At 68.3% G+C, this 17,970-nt stretch carries 16 protein-coding genes; 6 read left to right on the forward strand and 10 right to left on the reverse strand.

Annotation, left to right across the window (positions count from 1 at the left end; translation table 11 throughout):
- Positions 1–517: anti-sigma factor (locus AC1D1S_RS11360; RefSeq protein WP_476994477.1), on the forward strand; the 517-nt coding region annotated here is incomplete at its 5' end.
- A 56-nt stretch (positions 518–573) separates the two neighbouring features.
- Here the strand turns inward: AC1D1S_RS11360 and AC1D1S_RS11365 are convergent.
- Positions 574–1,380, reverse strand: coding sequence for a DUF1206 domain-containing protein (locus AC1D1S_RS11365; protein WP_243180611.1), 807 nt, complete (start codon positions 1,378–1,380; stop codon positions 574–576).
- A 102-nt stretch (positions 1,381–1,482) separates the two neighbouring features.
- The gene (trmB, locus tag AC1D1S_RS11370; protein ID WP_243180612.1) at positions 1,483–2,439 is read right to left on the reverse strand and encodes a tRNA (guanosine(46)-N7)-methyltransferase TrmB; all 957 of its coding nucleotides are present in this window, start codon (positions 2,437–2,439) and stop codon (positions 1,483–1,485) included.
- Between the two features lie 137 nt (positions 2,440–2,576).
- Here trmB and AC1D1S_RS11375 point away from each other — a divergent pair, with 137 nt between their 5' ends.
- Positions 2,577–3,848, forward strand: coding sequence for an MFS transporter (locus AC1D1S_RS11375; RefSeq protein WP_439954122.1), 1,272 nt, complete (start codon positions 2,577–2,579; stop codon positions 3,846–3,848).
- 96 nt (positions 3,849–3,944) lie between these two features.
- On the opposite strand, the gene AC1D1S_RS11380 is transcribed toward AC1D1S_RS11375, so the two are convergent.
- Both AC1D1S_RS11380 and AC1D1S_RS11385 read right to left on the reverse strand, forming a co-directional pair.
- Positions 3,945–5,234: an MFS transporter gene (locus tag AC1D1S_RS11380; protein WP_079550797.1), complete on the reverse strand. Its 1,290-nt coding sequence runs from the start codon at positions 5,232–5,234 to the stop codon at positions 3,945–3,947.
- Between the two features lie 24 nt (positions 5,235–5,258).
- Complete coding sequence (locus tag AC1D1S_RS11385; RefSeq protein WP_476945955.1) at positions 5,259–6,527, reverse strand: M20 metallopeptidase family protein; 1,269 nt, start codon at positions 6,525–6,527, stop codon at positions 5,259–5,261.
- 204 nt (positions 6,528–6,731) lie between these two features.
- On the opposite strand from AC1D1S_RS11385, the gene AC1D1S_RS11390 reads away from it, so the two are divergent.
- Both AC1D1S_RS11390 and AC1D1S_RS11395 read left to right on the forward strand, forming a co-directional pair.
- Positions 6,732–7,763, forward strand: a complete 1,032-nt coding sequence (locus tag AC1D1S_RS11390) for an Lrp/AsnC family transcriptional regulator (protein ID WP_476994481.1) — start codon at positions 6,732–6,734, stop codon at positions 7,761–7,763.
- Positions 7,764–7,854: 91 nt separating this feature from the next.
- Positions 7,855–9,309, forward strand: a complete 1,455-nt coding sequence (locus tag AC1D1S_RS11395; protein WP_476994478.1) for an MFS transporter — start codon at positions 7,855–7,857, stop codon at positions 9,307–9,309.
- Between the two features lie 162 nt (positions 9,310–9,471).
- Here the strand turns inward: AC1D1S_RS11395 and cycA are convergent, their stop codons facing one another.
- From cycA to AC1D1S_RS11415, 4 genes are all read right to left on the reverse strand, one after another.
- The gene (cycA, locus tag AC1D1S_RS11400; RefSeq protein ID WP_476994479.1) at positions 9,472–10,986 is read right to left on the reverse strand and encodes a D-serine/D-alanine/glycine transporter; all 1,515 of its coding nucleotides are present in this window, start codon (positions 10,984–10,986) and stop codon (positions 9,472–9,474) included.
- Between the two features lie 562 nt (positions 10,987–11,548).
- Positions 11,549–11,746 (reverse strand): CsbD family protein, encoded by a 198-nt coding sequence (locus tag AC1D1S_RS11405; RefSeq protein ID WP_243180616.1) that lies wholly within the window; start codon positions 11,744–11,746, stop codon positions 11,549–11,551.
- A 214-nt stretch (positions 11,747–11,960) separates the two neighbouring features.
- On the reverse strand, positions 11,961–12,668 hold the full coding sequence (locus AC1D1S_RS11410; RefSeq protein ID WP_243180617.1) for an SAM-dependent methyltransferase: 708 nt from the start codon (positions 12,666–12,668) through the stop codon (positions 11,961–11,963).
- The gene (locus AC1D1S_RS11415; RefSeq protein ID WP_243180618.1) at positions 12,637–13,689 is read right to left on the reverse strand and encodes a class I SAM-dependent methyltransferase; all 1,053 of its coding nucleotides are present in this window, start codon (positions 13,687–13,689) and stop codon (positions 12,637–12,639) included. The genes AC1D1S_RS11410 and AC1D1S_RS11415 overlap by 32 nt, the downstream gene beginning before the upstream one ends.
- 215 nt (positions 13,690–13,904) lie before the next feature.
- On the opposite strand from AC1D1S_RS11415, the gene AC1D1S_RS11420 reads away from it, so the two are divergent.
- Together AC1D1S_RS11420 and AC1D1S_RS11425 are read left to right on the forward strand one after the other, a co-directional pair.
- The gene (locus AC1D1S_RS11420; RefSeq protein ID WP_243180619.1) at positions 13,905–14,222 is read left to right on the forward strand and encodes a hypothetical protein; all 318 of its coding nucleotides are present in this window, start codon (positions 13,905–13,907) and stop codon (positions 14,220–14,222) included.
- A gap of 344 nt (positions 14,223–14,566) precedes the next feature.
- Positions 14,567–16,489 carry a DEAD/DEAH box helicase gene (locus tag AC1D1S_RS11425; protein ID WP_243180620.1) on the forward strand — a complete coding sequence of 641 codons (1,923 nt, stop codon included), beginning with the start codon at positions 14,567–14,569 and terminating at the stop codon, positions 16,487–16,489.
- 142 nt (positions 16,490–16,631) lie between these two features.
- Here the strand turns inward: AC1D1S_RS11425 and AC1D1S_RS11430 are convergent, their stop codons facing one another.
- Both AC1D1S_RS11430 and AC1D1S_RS11435 read right to left on the reverse strand, forming a co-directional pair.
- A complete protein-coding gene (locus AC1D1S_RS11430; protein ID WP_018774115.1) occupies positions 16,632–17,282 on the reverse strand; it encodes an MBL fold metallo-hydrolase in 651 nt (216 codons plus the stop codon).
- A 21-nt stretch (positions 17,283–17,303) separates the two neighbouring features.
- On the reverse strand, positions 17,304–17,970 hold a 667-nt coding region (locus AC1D1S_RS11435; protein ID WP_476994480.1), incomplete at its 5' end, for an aldo/keto reductase.

Below are 17,970 nucleotides of genomic sequence, written 5' to 3' on the forward strand. Positions count from 1 at the left end.
CGACGCCGTCGCGCTCACCGCCGCGGCGGCGGCCGCCCGGGACCGCGCGCTGGTCCCGCCGGAACCCGAACCTGTCCCAAGCCGGCTCCTGGACGAGCTCGCCGCCCGACGCCGGAAGGTGCGGCGCCGGTGGACGTCGGCGGTGGCCGCGGCGGCCGCCGCATGCCTGGGGCTGGGGATCTTGGCCGGTCCGCTGCTGAACCAACCCGCCAAACCGGACGCGAGCTATTCCGTTGCGGCCAGCAGCGGGTTGGAAGTCACGGTGGGGCTCGTCAAGAAAACCTGGGGCACCGAACTGGCGGTGGACGGCCGCAGCCTGCCCGTCGCCGGGACCCTCTCACTCTGGGTAAAGGACCGTGACGGCGGCGTGGACCGCGCCTGCGCGTGGACGGCCACGCCCACCGGCAGAGTCCGGATCACCGGGGCGACGCCGGTGCAGCTGGCCAGGATCGCCAGTGTCGAGATGCGCGATGAGCAGCAGCAGACCGTTGCTGTCATCGCCGTGCCCCAGGGGTAGCCCACTCCTGGGGCGCGGCGGTCCGTTCGGTCCGGGAGCCGGCAACGGGCGCGGGCCTACATTTTCGCGAGCTTGGCCCGCACCGCCATGTAGATGCCGTAACAGATCAGGCCTACGCCCACTGCGGCCAGCAAGTACACGCCGAACGGCTGCTCCCGCAGGGCCTTCAGGCTGCCGTCGAGCCCGGTTGACTCTTCGGGGTGTGCCTTCACCGTGGCGATGATGATGAGCAGGCCCACCAGCAGCAGGGCAAAGCCCTTGGCAACGTAGCCCACCATGCCGATCACCGTCACTGCGGTGCGCGCCTGCGGCTGGGACGGCATGCGCAGGTATTTGATGAAGGACTTCTTGAAGCCGCGGATCGCGTAGACGATCCCGGTGACGGCTACCGCGGCGCCGATGATCACCAGGAGTGCAACGCCGCCCGGTGCCTTCATGAGGTTTACGGTCATGTCGGAAGTCGACTCGCGGTTGTCGGAGCCGGCCCCGGTGGCGACCGACGCGAGCGTCAGGGCGAACGCGGTGTACACCACGGCCTGCAGGGCTGCCTTGAGTTTCTTGCCGACCTTTTTCTTGGTCGGCAGGTGCCCGAAATCGAAAATGGCGTCGGACGCCTGCCAGATGGCCAGCGCCACGCAGGCGGCAAACGATGTCCAGAGCAGCAACGGCCCCGCCGGCTGCCGGGCGAGCTCTTCCACCGCGCCGCTGACATCGGCCTGGCCCTGACCGCCCATGGCAAGCCGGATCGCGACCAGCCCGATGAGGAAGTGCAGCAACCCCGACACGGCGAACCCGGCCCGCGCTGCGATTTCGAGGGGCTTCGAATTGGTGACGTCCTCGGCGACGTCAGCAGCGTCGTTCAATTCTCGTTTGATGATCGTGTCCTTAGTACTACCCAGCGTGGTTCGTTCCGTAATCGTGCCACGCGAAGCCGCTCAACAAAAGACACCCGCGCGCCGGGGTGCCTAAATTCGGCGGTAGCTGAGGTCGAAGATCAGGCGGCCGGCTTCGTGCGCCTTGTTTTCGAAACTGGTCAGAACACGGCCCTCAAACCGCGGCGCCCACCCGCCGGTCCCGTCGACGCCCTCGTTGGGTCCGGTGTGCTCGGTGCTGACCGGCGCCCGGCCTTCCTTGACCGGTGCTCCGCCCACTCGGGACTCGACGCCGGATTCCCACACCTGGGTCAGGGGGCTGTCCGCGCCGGCGCGCTCGCCCTGGTGCAGGTTCTCGAACTCCGCCGAGCCCGCCATGACCTCGCGGACGTGAACGGCGTAGTTGGACCAGTCGGTCGCGATCCGGAAGATGCCGCCGGGCTTGATGGCCCGGGCGGCGAGATCAGCGAACGCCGGTTGAATGAGGCGGCGCTTGTGATGCCGGGACTTGTGCCATGGATCCGGGAAGAACACCCATAGTTCCGTGACGGAGCCGGCCGGGAGCATGGTGGCGAGCACCTCAGGGGCGTTCGCCTCGACAACCCGCACGTTGCTCAGTCCGCGGCTGTTGATTTTGATCAAGGTGTTGGCCAAGCCGGGGGTGTAAACCTCCACGGCCAGGAAGTCCTTGTCCGGGTTTTGCTCGGCGGCGTGGCAAACGGCGTCGCCCAGTCCGGAGCCAATCTCGACAACCAGCGGAGCCGTGCGGCCGAATTCGGCCTCTGCGTCGAACACATAGTCCGGGTGGACGGAGGTGTTTGCGACATGGCGGGGGACCTCAACCGCCCAACGGTCCGAGTGTTCCTCCCAGGCCGCCTGGCGTCGGCCCTGAAGGCGCGTGCCGCGGCGCACAAAGCTCACCGGACGGCCCCCATAGGTGCCGAACGAGGCCTGGCTGCCGGGGGTCACGGGGCGCGGCAACTGGCTCTGGTCCGGGGCGCCGGACTCCGGGTTTGCCTGCAGGCCGGGGGATTCTGGGGATTCGCTCATCCCTTCCAGAATAGTTGAGTTCGCCGGGCCGGGCCGCCCGGGGATCCCGCGGCCGCCCCGGCGGGCCGGCCGCGGAGGTGGGGTTGAGCCGCTGAGGGAGGGGTGAAGGGAAGGGGTGAAGACGCGGGGCTGCAAGAATGGGGCGGGTGACCTCAGCTGGGAAAACTGACGAGTTGGACCATTCGGCCGGCGCCGTTCTCCGGGACGGCCCCGCCGGGCCGCCCCGCGCGGCCGGCCGCCGGCAGCTCGCGTATTTGGGGATCTGCCTGGTCCTGATCGGGCTGAACCTCCGCACAGTCTTTTCGAGCTTCGCTGCGGTACTGCCGGAGGTGACGGCCGACGCCGGGCTTCCGGCCTGGGCGGTCATGGTGCTCACCACCGTCCCGGTGACGCTGCTGGGGGTGTTCGCTCCGCTCGCCCCTGGKCTGGCACGCCGGTTCGGGGCCGAACGGGTGCTGCTCGGTGCCATGGCGGTGCTCACTGCCGGGCTGCTGCTGCGGCCCGTGGAGCTGCCGGCGGCCGGCCACCTTCCGGCTCTGCTCGCCGGGACCGCCGCGTGCGGTGCCGCGATTTCACTGTGCAACGTGCTGCTGCCGGGCGTGGTCAAGCGTGACTTCCCGCATCGCTTGGGCCTCATGGGCGGCCTCTACACCACCGCGATCTGTGCCTCGGCCGCGCTCGGTGCCGGCTTCACGTTCCCGGTCTTCCGCGCGAGCGGGGAATGGACGGCGGCGCTCTGGTTCTGGGCGCTGCCGGCCGGCGTCGTCCTTCTGCTGTTCCTGCCGCCGGCGCTCCGGGCCCGTCCCGGCGGGGCGGCGCGGCCGGCCGGCGGCGTCAACGTCTGGCGTTCCGCCGTGGCCTGGCAGGTGACCGGGTTCATGGTCCTGCAGGCCATGATGTCCTTCAGCGTCTTCGCCTGGCTGGCGCCGATCCTGCGCGAACGCGGGGTGGACGGCGGCACGGCCGGCCTGATCGTCTCGGCCTCGATTGTGCTGCAGATGTTGGGCTCGCTGTTCGCGCCGGCGCTGGCCACCAGGTTCCGGGACCAGCGTGCCCTCAACACGGCGGTGGCGCTCATGACCGGCGCTGGCTTCGCGCTGAGCATCTTCGGGCCTGTGGAACTCCTGTGGCTGTGGACCGGGCTGCTCGGCCTGGGGCAGGGAAGCCTGACCGCCGCCGCGCTGACGCTGATCATGGTCCGCACCAGGGACGGGCACACCGCGGCCCACCTTTCCGGGATGATGCAGGGCGTGGGCTACGGGATTGGCTCCAGCGGCACGCTCCTGGTCGGCCAGCTGCACCAGTTCACCGGATCCTTTGCCGCGGCGGGTGTGCTGTTCATGCTGGTGGGCTCTCTTGCAGCGGTGTTCGGGTACCGGGCCGGGCGCGACCGCTACATCGGCGACTGACCCTTCCCCCTGCAAAAACGGGATGAGCCATCAGTTGTGGCTGTCCTGAACCCTCCAGAACAGCCACAACCGATAGCTCAACCGGCCCGGACCGGATCAGAGCGTGAGGTCCTTGCCCTTCGTCTCCGGGATGGTGAAGACGCAGGCCGCGGAGATCGCGAGCAGCAGCACGGCGTACACATTGAACAGCTGCGGCATCTGCACCGTGGTGCCGAGCCACTGCTGCAGATAGGGCGCGGTTCCGCCGAACACGGCCACGCAGATCGAGTAGGGCACTCCGACGCCCACGGTGCGGATGCTGGTGGGGAACAGCTCGGCGTAGACGGCCGGGACGATCGCCGCGCTGGCGGCGATGAAGATCAGCATGACGGACATGCTGACGGCCAGCTGCCAGGCGGAATCCTTCAGCAGGGCGGTCATCGGGAAGTGCATGATGCCTGCGCCGATCGCACCGGCCCACAACACTTTCTTCCGTCCGATCCGGTCCGCCAGCTTGCCCCAGAAGGGCAGCGCCGCGATGAACACGATGTTGCCGATCACGCCGGCCCACAGGGCCTCGCCCCGGTCGATCTTCAGGGCGGTGGTGGCGTAGCTGGGGGCGACGACACCCCAGATGTAGTAGATCACGGTCAGGCCGACCGTCAGGCCGATCACCTGGAGGGCCTGCTTGCGGTGGCGGACGATCTGCGGCCAGATCGGAGCGCGCTTCTCCGTCGCGGCCTCACCCTCGAAAACGTCCGTTTCGTGCAGCCGGGACCGCATGATCAGCGCGTAGAGACCCATGGCCGCGCCGATCAGGAACGGGATGCGCCAGCCCCACGCGTTCATGAGTTCAGTGCTCAGCGTCATGTTCAGCACGGCACCGAGCAGGGTTCCGAACAGGATGCCCACGGTGCCGGAGGTGTAGATCAGCGTGGCCCAGAAGCCGCGGTGTTCCTTCGGCGCCATTTCGGACAGGTACGTCTGCGACGACGGCAGCTCGCCGCCGTGGGCCAGGCCCTGGATCAGGCGCGCCACCAGGAGCGTGAGCGATGCCCAGACGCCGACGGCCGCGAACGTCGGAGCGATGCCGATCATCAGGCTGCCCACCGACGCCAGCCCCACGGCCAGGGTCATGGAAGCCTTCCGGCCGATCCGGTCACCGATCCAACCGAACAGGAAGCCGCCGAAAGGGCGGGCAACGAAGCCGACGGCGAAAATCGCCAGCGTGGACAGCACCGCGGACGCAGGATCCGACTTGCTGAAAAGCTGGCTGGCGATGAACGGCGTGAACGTGGCGTAGATCGCCCAGTCATACCATTCGACGGCATTGCCGATGCCGGTGCCGACGAGCGTCTTGCGGGTGGATGTTCGGGTTGCCGCCGGCGTGATCGTGGCTGCAGTCATGGTCTTCTCCCTCGGGGGTGCGGGTTAGGAAAGGGCGGAGGCCGCGGCAACCGTGTTGGCCGCGGCAGGAGCGTCGGCGGCCGCGAGTGCGGCCAGCCTTGAGATGGCGAGCTCGGCGTAGAGTGCGGCGCCGTCAGCCAGCACGCCGTCGTCGAACGTGGCGTACGGGGAGTGGTTGAACGCGGAGGTGGCATGGTCGGCGTCCCGGGGGACGGCGCTCAGCCCGATGAACGTGCCGGGGACCTCGGCCAGAACCCGCGAGAAGTCTTCGGAGCCGCTCAGCGGGGTGGCCCAGCGGGAGAGCCGGGAGTCGCCGAACAGGCCCGCAATGACGTTCTCCGCGGTGTGCGTTTCGTCCTCGTCCGTGATGGTCAGCGGATACTCCTGCTGGTAGTCGACATCGACGTCCAGGCCGTGTGCCGCCGCGATTCCCTTCAGCAGCCGCGGCACGGCGTCCATCATTTTCTGCCGGGCTTCCTCGGAGAAGGTCCTGATGGTGGCCTCGATGCGTGCGGTTTCCGGGATGATGTTGCGCTTCGTGCCGGCCTGGAGGACCCCCACGGAGAGGACTACGGGGTCGAACATGTTGAACTGGCGGGTGATCATGACCTGGAGGGCGGTGACCATCTCGGCGGCCGCCGTGACGGGGTCCTTGGCCGAGTGCGGGGCCGACCCGTGGCCGCCGGCGCCGAGCACGGTGACCACCAGGCCGTCGGAGGAACTCAGCATGACGCCGGGCTTGGTGCAGAACGTGCCGTACGGTTCCAGGGCGGAAAACACGTGCATGCCATAGGCGGCGTCCACACGCCGGCCGGCGGCATCCAGCACGCCTTCGCGGATCATGTGGCTCGCGCCGTCGAAGCCTTCCTCGCCGGGCTGGAACATCAGGACGACGTCGCCGGCCAGCTGGTGCCGGCGTTCGGCCAGGAGGGTGGCGGCCCCTGCCAGCATGGAGGTGTGCAGGTCGTGGCCGCAGGCGTGCATGGCGCCGTCGATCCTGGACGTGTAGTCCACGCCCGTCTTCTCCTGCACCGGCAGGCCGTCCATGTCAGCGCGCAGCAGCACCGCCGGGCGCGAGCCCCCTTCGGTGCCGGGCCCCTGGCCCCGCAGTACTGCGGTGACCGACGTCGTCTCCTGGCCCAGGGTGATCTCGTAGGGAAGCCCATCCAAGGCCTTGAGCACCTTCTCCTGGGTGCGGGGCAGCGCCAGGCCGATCTCGGGTTCCCGGTGCAGTTCATGGCGGAGCCGGGCAAGGTCCGTCTGCATTTCCCGGGCATCTGCGGTGATCGGCACGTGTTCTCCTTGTTTGTCGTTTGTCGTTTGTCGAACATCGCCTGGTTGGCGACTGGCTTGTTTTTCGAAGTTCCTTGGTTCACGTCCGGCGGGGACGTCCTGCGTCTATTCTCAAGTGACACAGTTCACACCCGCCCGAAGGCCAGAAAAAATGCACGAATAGACTGTTGCCGCAGGTTTCGTGCATGGATGAAGGGAAGAATGATGGAACTCAGCGAGGACGATCTCGCGCTGATCAACGTCCTGCAGATTGCCCCGCGGCTGAGCTGGGCGGATGCGGCGCAGGTGCTGGGCGTGCACGCCACCACCCTGGCCGCCCGGTGGGAGCGGCTGTTGGACTCTGGCGTGTCCTGGATCACCGCTCACCTGATCGGTGACCCCCAGCAAATGTGCCTGGCATTCGTCGCTGTGGACTGCGAAATGCACCGGCGCGACGAAGTCACCGCCAGGCTCGCCGAGATGCCGGAAATCGTCACGGTGGAGGAGGCAGCCAGCCACCGGGACCTCATGCTGACCGTCATTACGCCCTCCCTGGACGATTTCAGCCTGAAAGTCATCTCGCGGCTGAAGGAGATTGACGGCCTCCTCAAATATCAGACCGCCCTGTGCACCAGGCTGCACGCGAGCGGCGGCTCCTGGCGGCTGAACGTGTTGAGCCGCGCGCAGCAGGCCGCCGTGCGGGCGTTGGCCGGCCCCGAGGCCACCGGGGTTGCCCAGGCTGCCGCCCGGGAAGCGCTGCCGGAAAGCCACCTGGCGCTCCTGCCGTTCCTGGCCAGGGACGGGCGGGCCACGGCGGCAGACATCGCCCGCGGCCTGGGCAGGCACCCGGCCACCGTCCAGCGCCAGCTCAACCGTGTGCTCGCCAGCGGCATCCTGTCATTCCGGTGCGAGGTGGCCCAGAAACTCTCCGCTTTCCCCGTGACCTGCCAATGGTTCGTCAACGTCCCGGCCGGGCGGCACGAGGCAGCCGCCGCGGAGCTGAGGACCATGCGGAACGTCCGGCTCAGCGCCTCCACCACGGGGCCAACGAATTTCGTGATCATCATGTGGCTGCAGTCCCTGGCGGACGTCATGAACATCGAGGTGGCGCTGCAGCAAAAAGTGCCCGGGATCGAGCTCGTGGAAAGCGTCGTCATGCTGAGCACCGTCAAGCGTGTGGGCTGGATGCTGAACCCGGACTCCAGGGCCAGTGGCGCCGTCGTGGTTCCTGCCCAGGGGTTCGACGAGGCGGACTGACGGCGGCGGACCGGCAGCTGATAAGCCGAACGGCCAGCTGATAAGCCCACAGGAGGGCGGGCTGCGGGGGTCCGGTTGTAAGCTGTGGCACGTGCCCCAGACCGACCCGCCCCCTCACCAGGAGTCCCGTCCGAAAGCCGTCCCGGAATCGGCCGGCATCTTCCACCGCAGCTACCTGTTGGTGACCCTCGGCGCCTGCGCACTGGTGTTCCTGGCGGCCTTCGAGTCGCTGGCGGTGACCACCATCATGCCGCTCGTCAGCCGGGAACTGGATGGGGCGGGACTCTACGCCTTGGCCTTCGCCGGGCCGCTCGCCACCGGGGTGATCGGGATGGTGGCCGCGGGCAGCTGGTCGGACCGCAAGGGGCCGGTGGCGCCGCTCCTGGCCGCAGTGGGCATGTTCGTGCTCGGCCTGCTCATCGCTGGGACCGCCGGAACCATGCCGGTCCTCGTGTCCGGACGGCTGGTGCAGGGACTCGGCGGGGGCGGGCTTACCGTGGCCCTGTACGTGGTGATTGCCCGGGTCTACCCGCCGGTCCTGCATCCGAAAATTTTCKCCGCCTTCTCCGCGGCCTGGGTCATCCCGTCCCTCGTGGGACCGTTCGCGGCCGGCGCCGTGGCCCAACTGGCCGGCTGGCAGTGGGTCTTTCTCGGCGTGGTCGGGCTCGTGGTGCCGGCCCTGCTCCTGACGGCCCCGGCTCTGCGCGGCCTGAACGGCAGCACGGGCGGCGCCGACGGAGATTCCCCGGCCGCTGAGCCAGGGTCCCGCGGCCGTCCGCCGGGAGGCCTTGTCAAGTTGGCGCTGGCGGCGCTGGCGGCGCTCGCCGTGCTGGGCCTGAACCTGTCCGCAGCGGTACCGGTCGCCGGCGGGGTGCTGGCGGCGGCCGCCGTCGCCGTCGCGCTCCTGGCCGTCCGTCCCCTCATGCCGCGCGGAACGCTGACCGCCCGGCGCGGCCTGCCGAGCGTGATCCTTACCCGCGGCCTGGCATCCGCGGCGTTTTTCGGCGCCGAGGTCTACCTGCCGTACCTGCTCGTGGAACGCTACGCCTTCGCCCCGACATTTGCTGGCCTCACGCTCACCGGCGGCGCCATCGCCTGGGCGGCGGCATCGGCCATCCAGGGCAGGCTGGGGACCCGGCTGGAGCACCGGAGGGCGGTGCGGATCGGATCGGCCATGGTCCTTGGCGCCGTCGTCCTGGCCTTCGTGACCACGGTACTGGCCTGGCCGGCCGCGGTCGCGATCGCGGGATGGATCTTCGCGGGGGGCGGCATGGGCCTGATGTATCCGCGGCTGAGCGTCATGACCCTGGCGCTCTCCACCAAGGACACCGAGGGTTTCAACAGTTCGGCGATGTCCATTTCGGATTCCCTCGGCGGTGCCCTGGCCCTCGCCGGCACTGGGATCGTGTTCGCAGCGTTCGCGACGGCGGCGCCGTCGGCGTCGTTTGCCGGGGTGTTCGCGCTGACGGCGGTGATCGGGATCGCCGCCGTGGCCGTCGCGCCGCGCGTCGCCGTCGTCCCGGCCGCCGTCACCAAACGCTCGTAGCGGCAACCACTAGAACGGGCACAGCACCTTGATGCGCCCTGCACCATAAAAAGCGCTGCACCATAACAAGCACTGCACAGGAGCCCCGGCCGGATGATCCGGCCGGGGCTCCTGTGCGTCAGCGCTCCTTTGTTTCAGCGCTCCGTTGTTTCCGCGCGGGGATCAGGCAGACGCGCGGGCTCCCTCCTGCGAGCGGACGGCCTTCCATTCCACAATCCGGGCCTGCTGCAGCGGGGACTTGCGGTTGAAGTGCCAGGCCGCGCCCAGCAACAGGAACCACACGGGCGCCACGAAGAGTGCCAGCCGGGTGTCGTCGGCCTGCCCCAGGGCCACCAGCATGAACACGAAGAAGGCGAGCACGACGTACGGCATGAAGGCGGAGCCGGGCATCTTGAAGGACGACGCCTCGTGCAGGGCCGGCCGGCGGCGGCGGAAGACGATGTAGCTGACCAGGATCATGGACCACACAAACATGGTCAGCACGGACGCCACGGAAGTGACCACCGTGAACGCGCCGATCACGGAGTCGCCGGAGTAGAGCAGGACCAGGCCGGCCAGCAGGAAGATGCAGGAGAACAGCAGCGCGTTCTGCGGTACTTTGCGGACGCTGAGCTTTCCGAACGCTTTGGGCGCGTTCCCGTCCTGGGCGAGGCCGTAGACCATCCGGGAGGTTGAGTAGATTCCGGAATTGGCGCTGGAGGCGGCGGAGGTCAGGACCACAAGGTTAATGACCACCGCGGCGATCCCCAGCCCGGCGAGGGTGAACATGCCGATGAACGGGCTGCTGGCGGGGTCGATGGTGCGCCACGGATTGACGGCCATGATGACCACCAGGGCGCCCACGTAGAAGAGGAGGACGCGGACCGGGATGGAGTTGATGGCGCGCGGCAGGTTCTTTTCCGGGTCCTTGGTTTCGGCGGCGGCGGTGCCCACCAGTTCGATTCCGGCGAAAGCGAAGATGGCGATCTGGAAGCCGAGGAYGAAGCCGAACAKRCCGTGCGGGAACATGCCGCCGTCGTTCCACATGTTGGCGAGGTTGGCTTCCGCGCCGTTCGGGGACGTGAAGTGGGTGGCGATCATGACCGCGCCGGTGACGATCAGGGCCACGATGGCGACCACCTTGATGATGGCAAACCAGAACTCCGCTTCACCGAATGCCTTCACGGTGGGGAGGTTCAGGAGGATCAAGACCACGGGCGTGAGCAGCGCAGGGATCCACAGGGGCGTGCCGGGAGCGAGCTTGTCCACGTAGCCGGAAATGGCGACGATGTCCGCCACCCCGGTGACCACCCAGAAGAACCAGTAGGACCATCCGGTGAAGAAGCCGGCCCACGGCCCCAGCAGGTCACCGGCGAAGTCGCTGAAGGACTTGTAGTTCAGGTTGGAGAGCAGGATCTCGCCCATGGCACGCATCACGAAGAACAGCATGAAGCCGATGATCATGTAGACGAAGATGACGGAGGGCCCGGCGAGCGAGATGGTTTTCCCGGACCCCATGAACAGGCCGGTGCCAATGGCGCCGCCGATGGCGAGCAGCTGGATGTGGCGGTTGCCGAGGGCCCGGGCGAGGTGCGGCCCGCGGTTCCCGGAGTCACCGCTGGCGGAGGCGGCAGTTCCAGTTTGGGCAATGTCAGATTCTGCAGTGGCCGGAGCGGCCGTGGTGGTGCGTTCAGACATGAGGCTTCTTCCTTGTCACAGGCGGTCGCCGGCGGGGGTTCCACAGTGCGGGCCGCACGGATCCGTCAGAGTGTGACGGAGGTAACAGTTTTGGCGGGTAGATCAAGGTTAGGGCCGGTATTTCGTGGTCCCTGTTGTCGGAGCGGTCCGCGTATGTGGTCCGGCTGGTCGGTGGGGTGCCGCCGCGCTCCCGGCGGGACGAGGCTCCCGGAAGGCGCGGGAACCGGCAATCTTCGCGGACTCTGGGGGAGGACGCGACGTCGGCACAGTCGCCCGGTGCGGGCGCTGGCACCGCTTTTCCGTGGATCGCCCGCCCGCAGGCAGGCTCGACAACTGTCGACCATCTTAGCTTCAGTTGTCGTCCGCTGTCTTTTGTCACATTTTTTCGCGGCAGCGGCCGCGGAGGGCCGCCGTTAGCTTTCCGCAGCGTTGGCCGGCTCGGGCCGGCCCTGCACAACAGAATGGCCCCGCCTTGGGCGGGGCCGTTCCTTGCAGAGCTCAGCTGCGGCGCAGCCCAGTTGGGCAGTCCAGTTGCGCCCGCTACTCCTTGGCGAAGCCGTCCTTAACCTTCAGCGGCCCTGATGGCTCCGATGTCGGCGGCGTCCTTGACGCGGTCGCGGGCCTCCGACAGCTTGGGCCGGGCCTGCTCATGTTGGCCATCGCGCTTGAGGTCCTCATTGCCAGTCACCGTGCCGGTACCTTCTGTGGCTGCACCGATGTGGTGGATGACCGTGAGTTTGGCCTTGCCGTCGATTCCCATGATGTTCCCTTCCCCTGATTGCTAGGTCATGCGGTGTTGCTGTAGGTCCACAGGGCGGCCACGGGCGCGGTCAGTTCCAGCCACATTGGGGAATCGGAACAGAACCCGAAGTGGATGGCCCGGCAGTGTATCGATTTCGGGGGTGGGTCAGCGACGGCGTCCGTGATCCAGGGGATGCTCCCTCGACCGATTGCCCGACAGGCCGTTGGGCCGTCTACTGGGCGGCCAGGCGCGTGGCCCGCAGCACGGCATCCGTGAGGGACACTGCCTCGCCGTCGGGCCCGACGGCGCTGCGACGCCGGCTGTCCAGGACCTCGGCACGCCACAGCGGCTCCTCGATCCGGAGTTCCCGGGCAAGGTCCTCGGCGGTGAAGAACTTCTCCGGAGTATGGTGCGCGCCCCACGGAGGCAGCCCGTCGGGGTGATGGCCGACGATCAGCAGCGTCCCGCCGGTCCGCACCGCGGCCGCGGCGAGCTGCAAAGCCTGCTGCCACGGCATCTGGGTGGAATGCAGGAACTGGGCCGTGACGAGGTCGAACAACCGGTCCGGGACCCAGGTGGCAAGATCCTGCTGCACCCACTCGATGGCGGCGTCCTGGCCCCGTTCCCGGGCGTGGGCGGCCGCACGCTCCAGGGCGACGGCGGAAACGTCCAGGCCCGTCACGCTCCAACCGCGGGCAGCAAGCCACATCGCGTCCGCGCCCTCGCCGCACCCCAGGTCCAGAGCCTCGCCGGCAGGAAGGTCCGCCACCTCGGCAACGAGTTGCGGATTCGGCTCCCCGCTCCACATCCTGGACCGGCTGCTGTACTTTTCATCCCACATCCGGGCTGCGGAACCGGGCGCCGCATCCTCGACGGCCGCATGTTCGGCTGTGTCATGCTCGTCGGCGTCATGCTCGTGGCTGTGGCTGCGTTTTGTCATGGTTCCCCTCATCACGGCGGTTCGCCGGGTTTCGCTGTTTGTTTTCAGGCACGACGGCGGTGACGAACCCTCCCGGCGCGGACCGCCGTCGGGTCTCCTTGCCGAAATTCCTGTGCTCCTCAAGCACCAGTCCGAAGCCCCCAACAAAGTCCGCGGCGCTTTTCCTGGCCGGGGGAGTGTTGTCGATCCCAAAGGTCAGGGGCTCGCCGACGAATCTCGCGGTAGCCCGCGCATACCGCATGTAGGGCGATCCCGAGGTGATCGTTTCCCTCGAAAAGTAGTCGAAGGCCACGATGCTGCCCGGGGCGGTGCCGGCGATCCTGCGCAGCGTCGCCTCGACGGAGGCGCGGTCCAGGTACATGGTCACCGCTTCCCAGAGGAACAGTGCGGGCCGGTTCGGGTCGAAACCGGCAGCGAGCAGCTTCTCCATCCAGTCCTCGGTCTCGAAATCGGCGGGTACGTACGTGGCCAGGCGCGTGGAGAGGCCCGCCTTTTCGAGCATCGCGAGTTTGAAAGCCTGGGTCCGGGGCAGATCGAGTTCAAAGCAGCGCACCCGGTCCCCGGGCGCCAGCCGGAACGCCCGGGTGTCGAATCCCGCTCCGAGGATTACGAGCTGGTCGATGCCGCCGCGATGCCTTTGAACGGCCGCGTCATAGAGGCTGGTCCGTGCTGTCGGCTGGTGGCGCATCGGTGCCCGCCCCGGGTACGGATAGCGGTAGAGCCTGGGCACGTAGCCCGTGATCAGGTGGGCGGCGAGCGTGGGGGCGGTCTCCATCTGGATGCCAGTCGCGGACACGTTCGGCAGAACGGCCATGAGCCGGGCCGCGGGGACGTCCGGCCGTGTCCCCAGACGGTGCTGCATCCAGCGCGTGTAGAGGGATGCGAGCAGCGTGGCCGACGTGCCGGTGCGCCGGCTGTAGGCAAGCATCCCGGGGACGGATGTGATGTAGCCGGCCGCACTCAAGGGAAACAACGCCAGCTGGATGACCCGAAACAGGCCAGCGGAGACTATTCGCGGCATTGCGTGCGACTCCCCTCACGGCCCGCCCGTCGCGCGGCCCTTCCCGCCCACCATGGTCCTCCCGGACGTAACGGCGGTCAATAGACCGTCCGGGCTTCCGTCCGGGCGCCGCGCAGGCGGACGGACACGTGGAAATCACGCTCCGGAAACCATTCTGAAACTTGCGTCATGAATGCTGGGCACAAGACATTGAACGCTGGGGAAGGGCAATGACCATGGACGTTGACGAAGCACGGCAGATCCGCAGCTCGGCCGAGTTGAACGTGGGGGACGAGATCGAGGCGTGGCACAACGGGAAGCTCTTCCACCGGGGCCCGGTGACCCAGACCGTCACAGGCGTGGACCTGTTCTGGATCCTGGATGCCCGGACGGGGACCCGCCGCCTCATCGACGCCGAGGCGCTCGTGATCCTGCGGCCGGCTGGCCCGGGACCGGCCAAAACGCCGTCACGGGCGGCCGTCAACACATCCGCTCATGCACCGGCCCAGTCGTCCCACATGCCGCTGTTCCAAGCCCCCAGCATGGCGGGCTAGGGGCCGGCCCGGCCGTCACGGATACGGGGCCCGGGCATCCTGGGTGGTAGACTACTAAAACTTGATGTGCAGTGATGCCCACTTTTGATTTGGTTGACCGGCTTCGGTCCATCAGCCGGATCCCTGCCGGATTCCTTCGGGAATCCGCACGCAGGCAGTGGGATTTTTTCATGTGAGAGGCACATCCTGCGTCGATGAACGCGTTCCATTTGGTCCCGGCGGCCGCTTGCTGAAGTTTGGCAGCAGCCCGGTTGATCACCTGACTTTTCTTCGGCGAACCCTTGAGCCAACCGGCATCGGGGGCCGATATCCGCACGGATACCGCCTGAAAGACTTTGAAACACATGACTACATTTGCTGCCCTCGGCACGCCCAAAGCACTTGCCGACACCCTGACCGCACAGGGGATCGTGGAGCCCTTCCCGATCCAGGTCAAGACCCTTCCCGACACCCTGTCCGGACGCGACGTCCTGGGCCGCGGCCGCACCGGCTCCGGCAAGACCATCGCATTCGCCATCCCGCTGGTGGCACGACTCGCAGAGCGCGAAGCCAAGCACTTCCGCAAGCCCGGCCGCCCGATGGGCCTGGTCCTGGCGCCCACCCGCGAGCTGGCCACGCAGATCAACGCGACCATCGAGCCGATGGCCAAGGCCATGGGCCTGACCACCACCGTGATCTACGGCGGCATCTCCCAGGCCCGCCAGGAAAAGGCCCTGCGCGCCGGCGTCGACATCGTCATCGCCTGCCCGGGCCGCCTGGAGGACCTGATCCGCCAGCGCATCCTGACCCTCGAAGCAGTCGAGATCACCGTCCTGGACGAGGCCGACCACATGGCCGACCTTGGCTTCCTCCCGGTGGTCAAGAAGCTCATGGACATGACCCCCACCCAGGGCCAGCGCCTGCTGTTCTCCGCCACCCTGGACAACGGCGTGGACAAGATCGTCCAGCGCTACCTGTCCAACCCGCTGACCCACTCCGTGGACGACCCGCAGGCCGCGGTGACCACCATGGAACACCACGTGCTGGTGGTCAACGACCAGACCGTCAAGAAGCAGCTGATCGTCGAGCTCGCCTCCGGCGCCGGCCGCCGCGTACTCTTCATGCGCACCAAGCACCACGCCCGCAAGCTGGCCAAGACCCTGACCGACGCCGGCATCCCCGCCGTCGATCTGCACGGCAACCTCTCGCAGAACGCCCGTGACCGCAACCTGGCCGAGTTCTCCTCCGGCGATGTCCGCGTCCTGGTGGCCACCGACGTCGCGGCCCGCGGCGTCCACGTCGACGACGTCGAACTGGTCATCCACGTGGATCCGCCCACGGAGCACAAGGCGTACCTGCACCGCTCAGGCCGTACGGCCCGCGCCGGTTCCGACGGAACCGTGGTCACGCTGACCCTGCCCGAGCAGCAGTCCGACGTCAAGAAGCTGATGAAGGCTGCCGGCGTCGAGGTCAACTTCGAGCGCGTCACCGCCAACTCCCCGCTGGTTGCTGAACTGGTCGGCGAAATGGCCGACAAGATCGATCCGCGCACCCGCGCCGCGCTGCTGGCCGCCAAGGCCGCACAGCACGGCGGCGGTAGCTCCACCGGTGCCAACGCCGAGCGCAAGCGCGCCCGCCGCACCACGCAGGCTGCACCCACTGCGGGTGGCCGTGGTGGCCGTGGCGGACGCGGACGCGTCGGAGCCGAGGCTCCCCGCACCGATCTGCCGCGCGCCGAGCGCCGCGCTGTAGCCTATGAAGGCCAGGCTGCTGCCCGCAACGCTGCTGAGCGCGTCGCGGAGAAGAACGAGGACCGCGCGGAGGCCGAGCGCGCCGAGCGCCGGAATGCGCGTGGCCGCGGCCGCACCACCGCCTACGCGCACCACAACGATGTTCCGGCAGCCGGCGGTCGTGCCGCGGCCGGCCGTGGTTCGGACGGACGCGCCGCCGAGGGACGCAGCGACGCCCGGGGCGCTTCGGCTCCCCGCAGCGGAGCACCCCGCACAGGTGGCGCTCCCCGCTCCGGTGGCGCACCCCGCATCGGCGCTTCGACCGGCGGCCAGCGCAGCGGACGCCCGGCAACCGGCCAGCGTGCAGCTGCCGGCGCCAAGTCCGCTGGCAGCAAATCCGGTGGCAGCGCTGCTGTCTGGTCCTCCAACACCGGTGGCACCTCGGGCGGATCCTACGCCGGCGGCGGCAATGGCCGTTCCGGTGAAGGACGGCCGGCCCGCGGCTCCGGCCCCCGCCGCGCGTCGGCTCCGGCCTCGAACGAACGCCGCAGCCGCTAATCCCCAACCGCTCCCTAACCTCGCAAGCTCGGTCAGGGAACCCGGCGGTCGTGGCCCCAGCTAACCACCATCGAGTGCTCCGTAACTGCCGTTTAAAGGGTTCATAACGGCAGTTCTGGAGCACTCGATGAGGTTTCAGGCCCTACCAGCCGCGGGCGCGCCACTCTTCCAGGTGCGGCCGTTCCGCGCCGAGGGTGGTGGGCTGGCCGTGTCCCGGGTGCACCACGGTGTCATCCGGATATACATCGAACAGCCGCTCGCTCACATCGGTGATCAGCTGGGCAAAGCGCGCCGGATCCTTCTGTGTGTTGCCTACCCCGCCGGGGAACAGCGAGTCGCCGGAAAAGATGTGGGCCGGGCCCTCGGGGTCCTGGTACACGAGGGCGATCGAACCCGGTGTGTGGCCGCGCAGATGTACAGCCGTCACGTCGAAGCCGTCGAAGTTGCCGACGTCCCCGTGATCCAGCAGTACATCCACCGGCACCGGCAGCTCCGGGGCATCCTCTGTCCCGGCCGCCGTTTTCACACCGGTGGCTTCCACCAGGCCCGGCAGCGCCCGGACATGGTCCCAGTGCTGGTGGGTGGTGGCAACCAGCGCCAGCTTCGGCGTCGCGGAAGTATCCGCGGCGGCGTCCGCGAGCAGCCCCTGGATGGCGGCCAGATCATCGGCCGCATCGATCAGGAGCTGCGCGCCGGAGGCCTTGGCCGTGAGCAGGTAAACATTGTTGTCCATCTCGCCGACCGAAATCCGGCGGATGGTGATGTCACGTAAAGAGTGAATGAGCGAGTCCATGGGCTTCAGTCTACGGACCCGCTATTCACGGCCTTGGGACACCCAGTTGGGGTCCGCGGCGCGGGAACCGACGACGGCGTCCGCGGCGGACTCGAGCGTCCTCAGTTGCGCTGAGGTGAAGTCGAGGGCCAGGGCGCCCAGGTTTTCGTCGATCCGGTCCGCCTTGCGGGTGCCGGGGATGGGGACCACGGGCAGTCCCAGCTGGCGGCCCCGCGCGAGCAGCCAGGCCAGCGCCACCTGGGCAGGAGTTGCAGCCTGCCCGGCAACGCTCAGTTCCGCAGCGACTGCCTGCACGGCCGCCACCACGCCCTGGTTGGCGCTGGCAGCATCCGCGGCGAACCGCGGGATGTTGCGGCGGAAGTCGTTGCTGCCCAGCGTCGAGGCGTCCACGGTGCCGGTGAGGAATCCCCGGCCCAGCGGCGAATACGGCACAAATCCCACCCCGAGTTCGGCGGCGGCGGGCACCACGTTGCGTTCCACGTCGCGGCTCCAGATGGACCATTCGCTCTGGACCGCGGCGATCGGATGGACGCGGCTGGCGTCGCGCAGCTCCTCGGCCGTCACCTCKGACAGGCCCAGATGCCGCACCTTGCCGGCCTGYACCAGCTCCGCCATGGCCTCCACGGTTTCCACWATCGGAACGCGGAGGTCAMGGCGGTGCAGGTAGTACAGGTCRATGGTGTCGGTG

This window comes from Arthrobacter sp. P1_A5 (genome assembly GCF_056406825.1).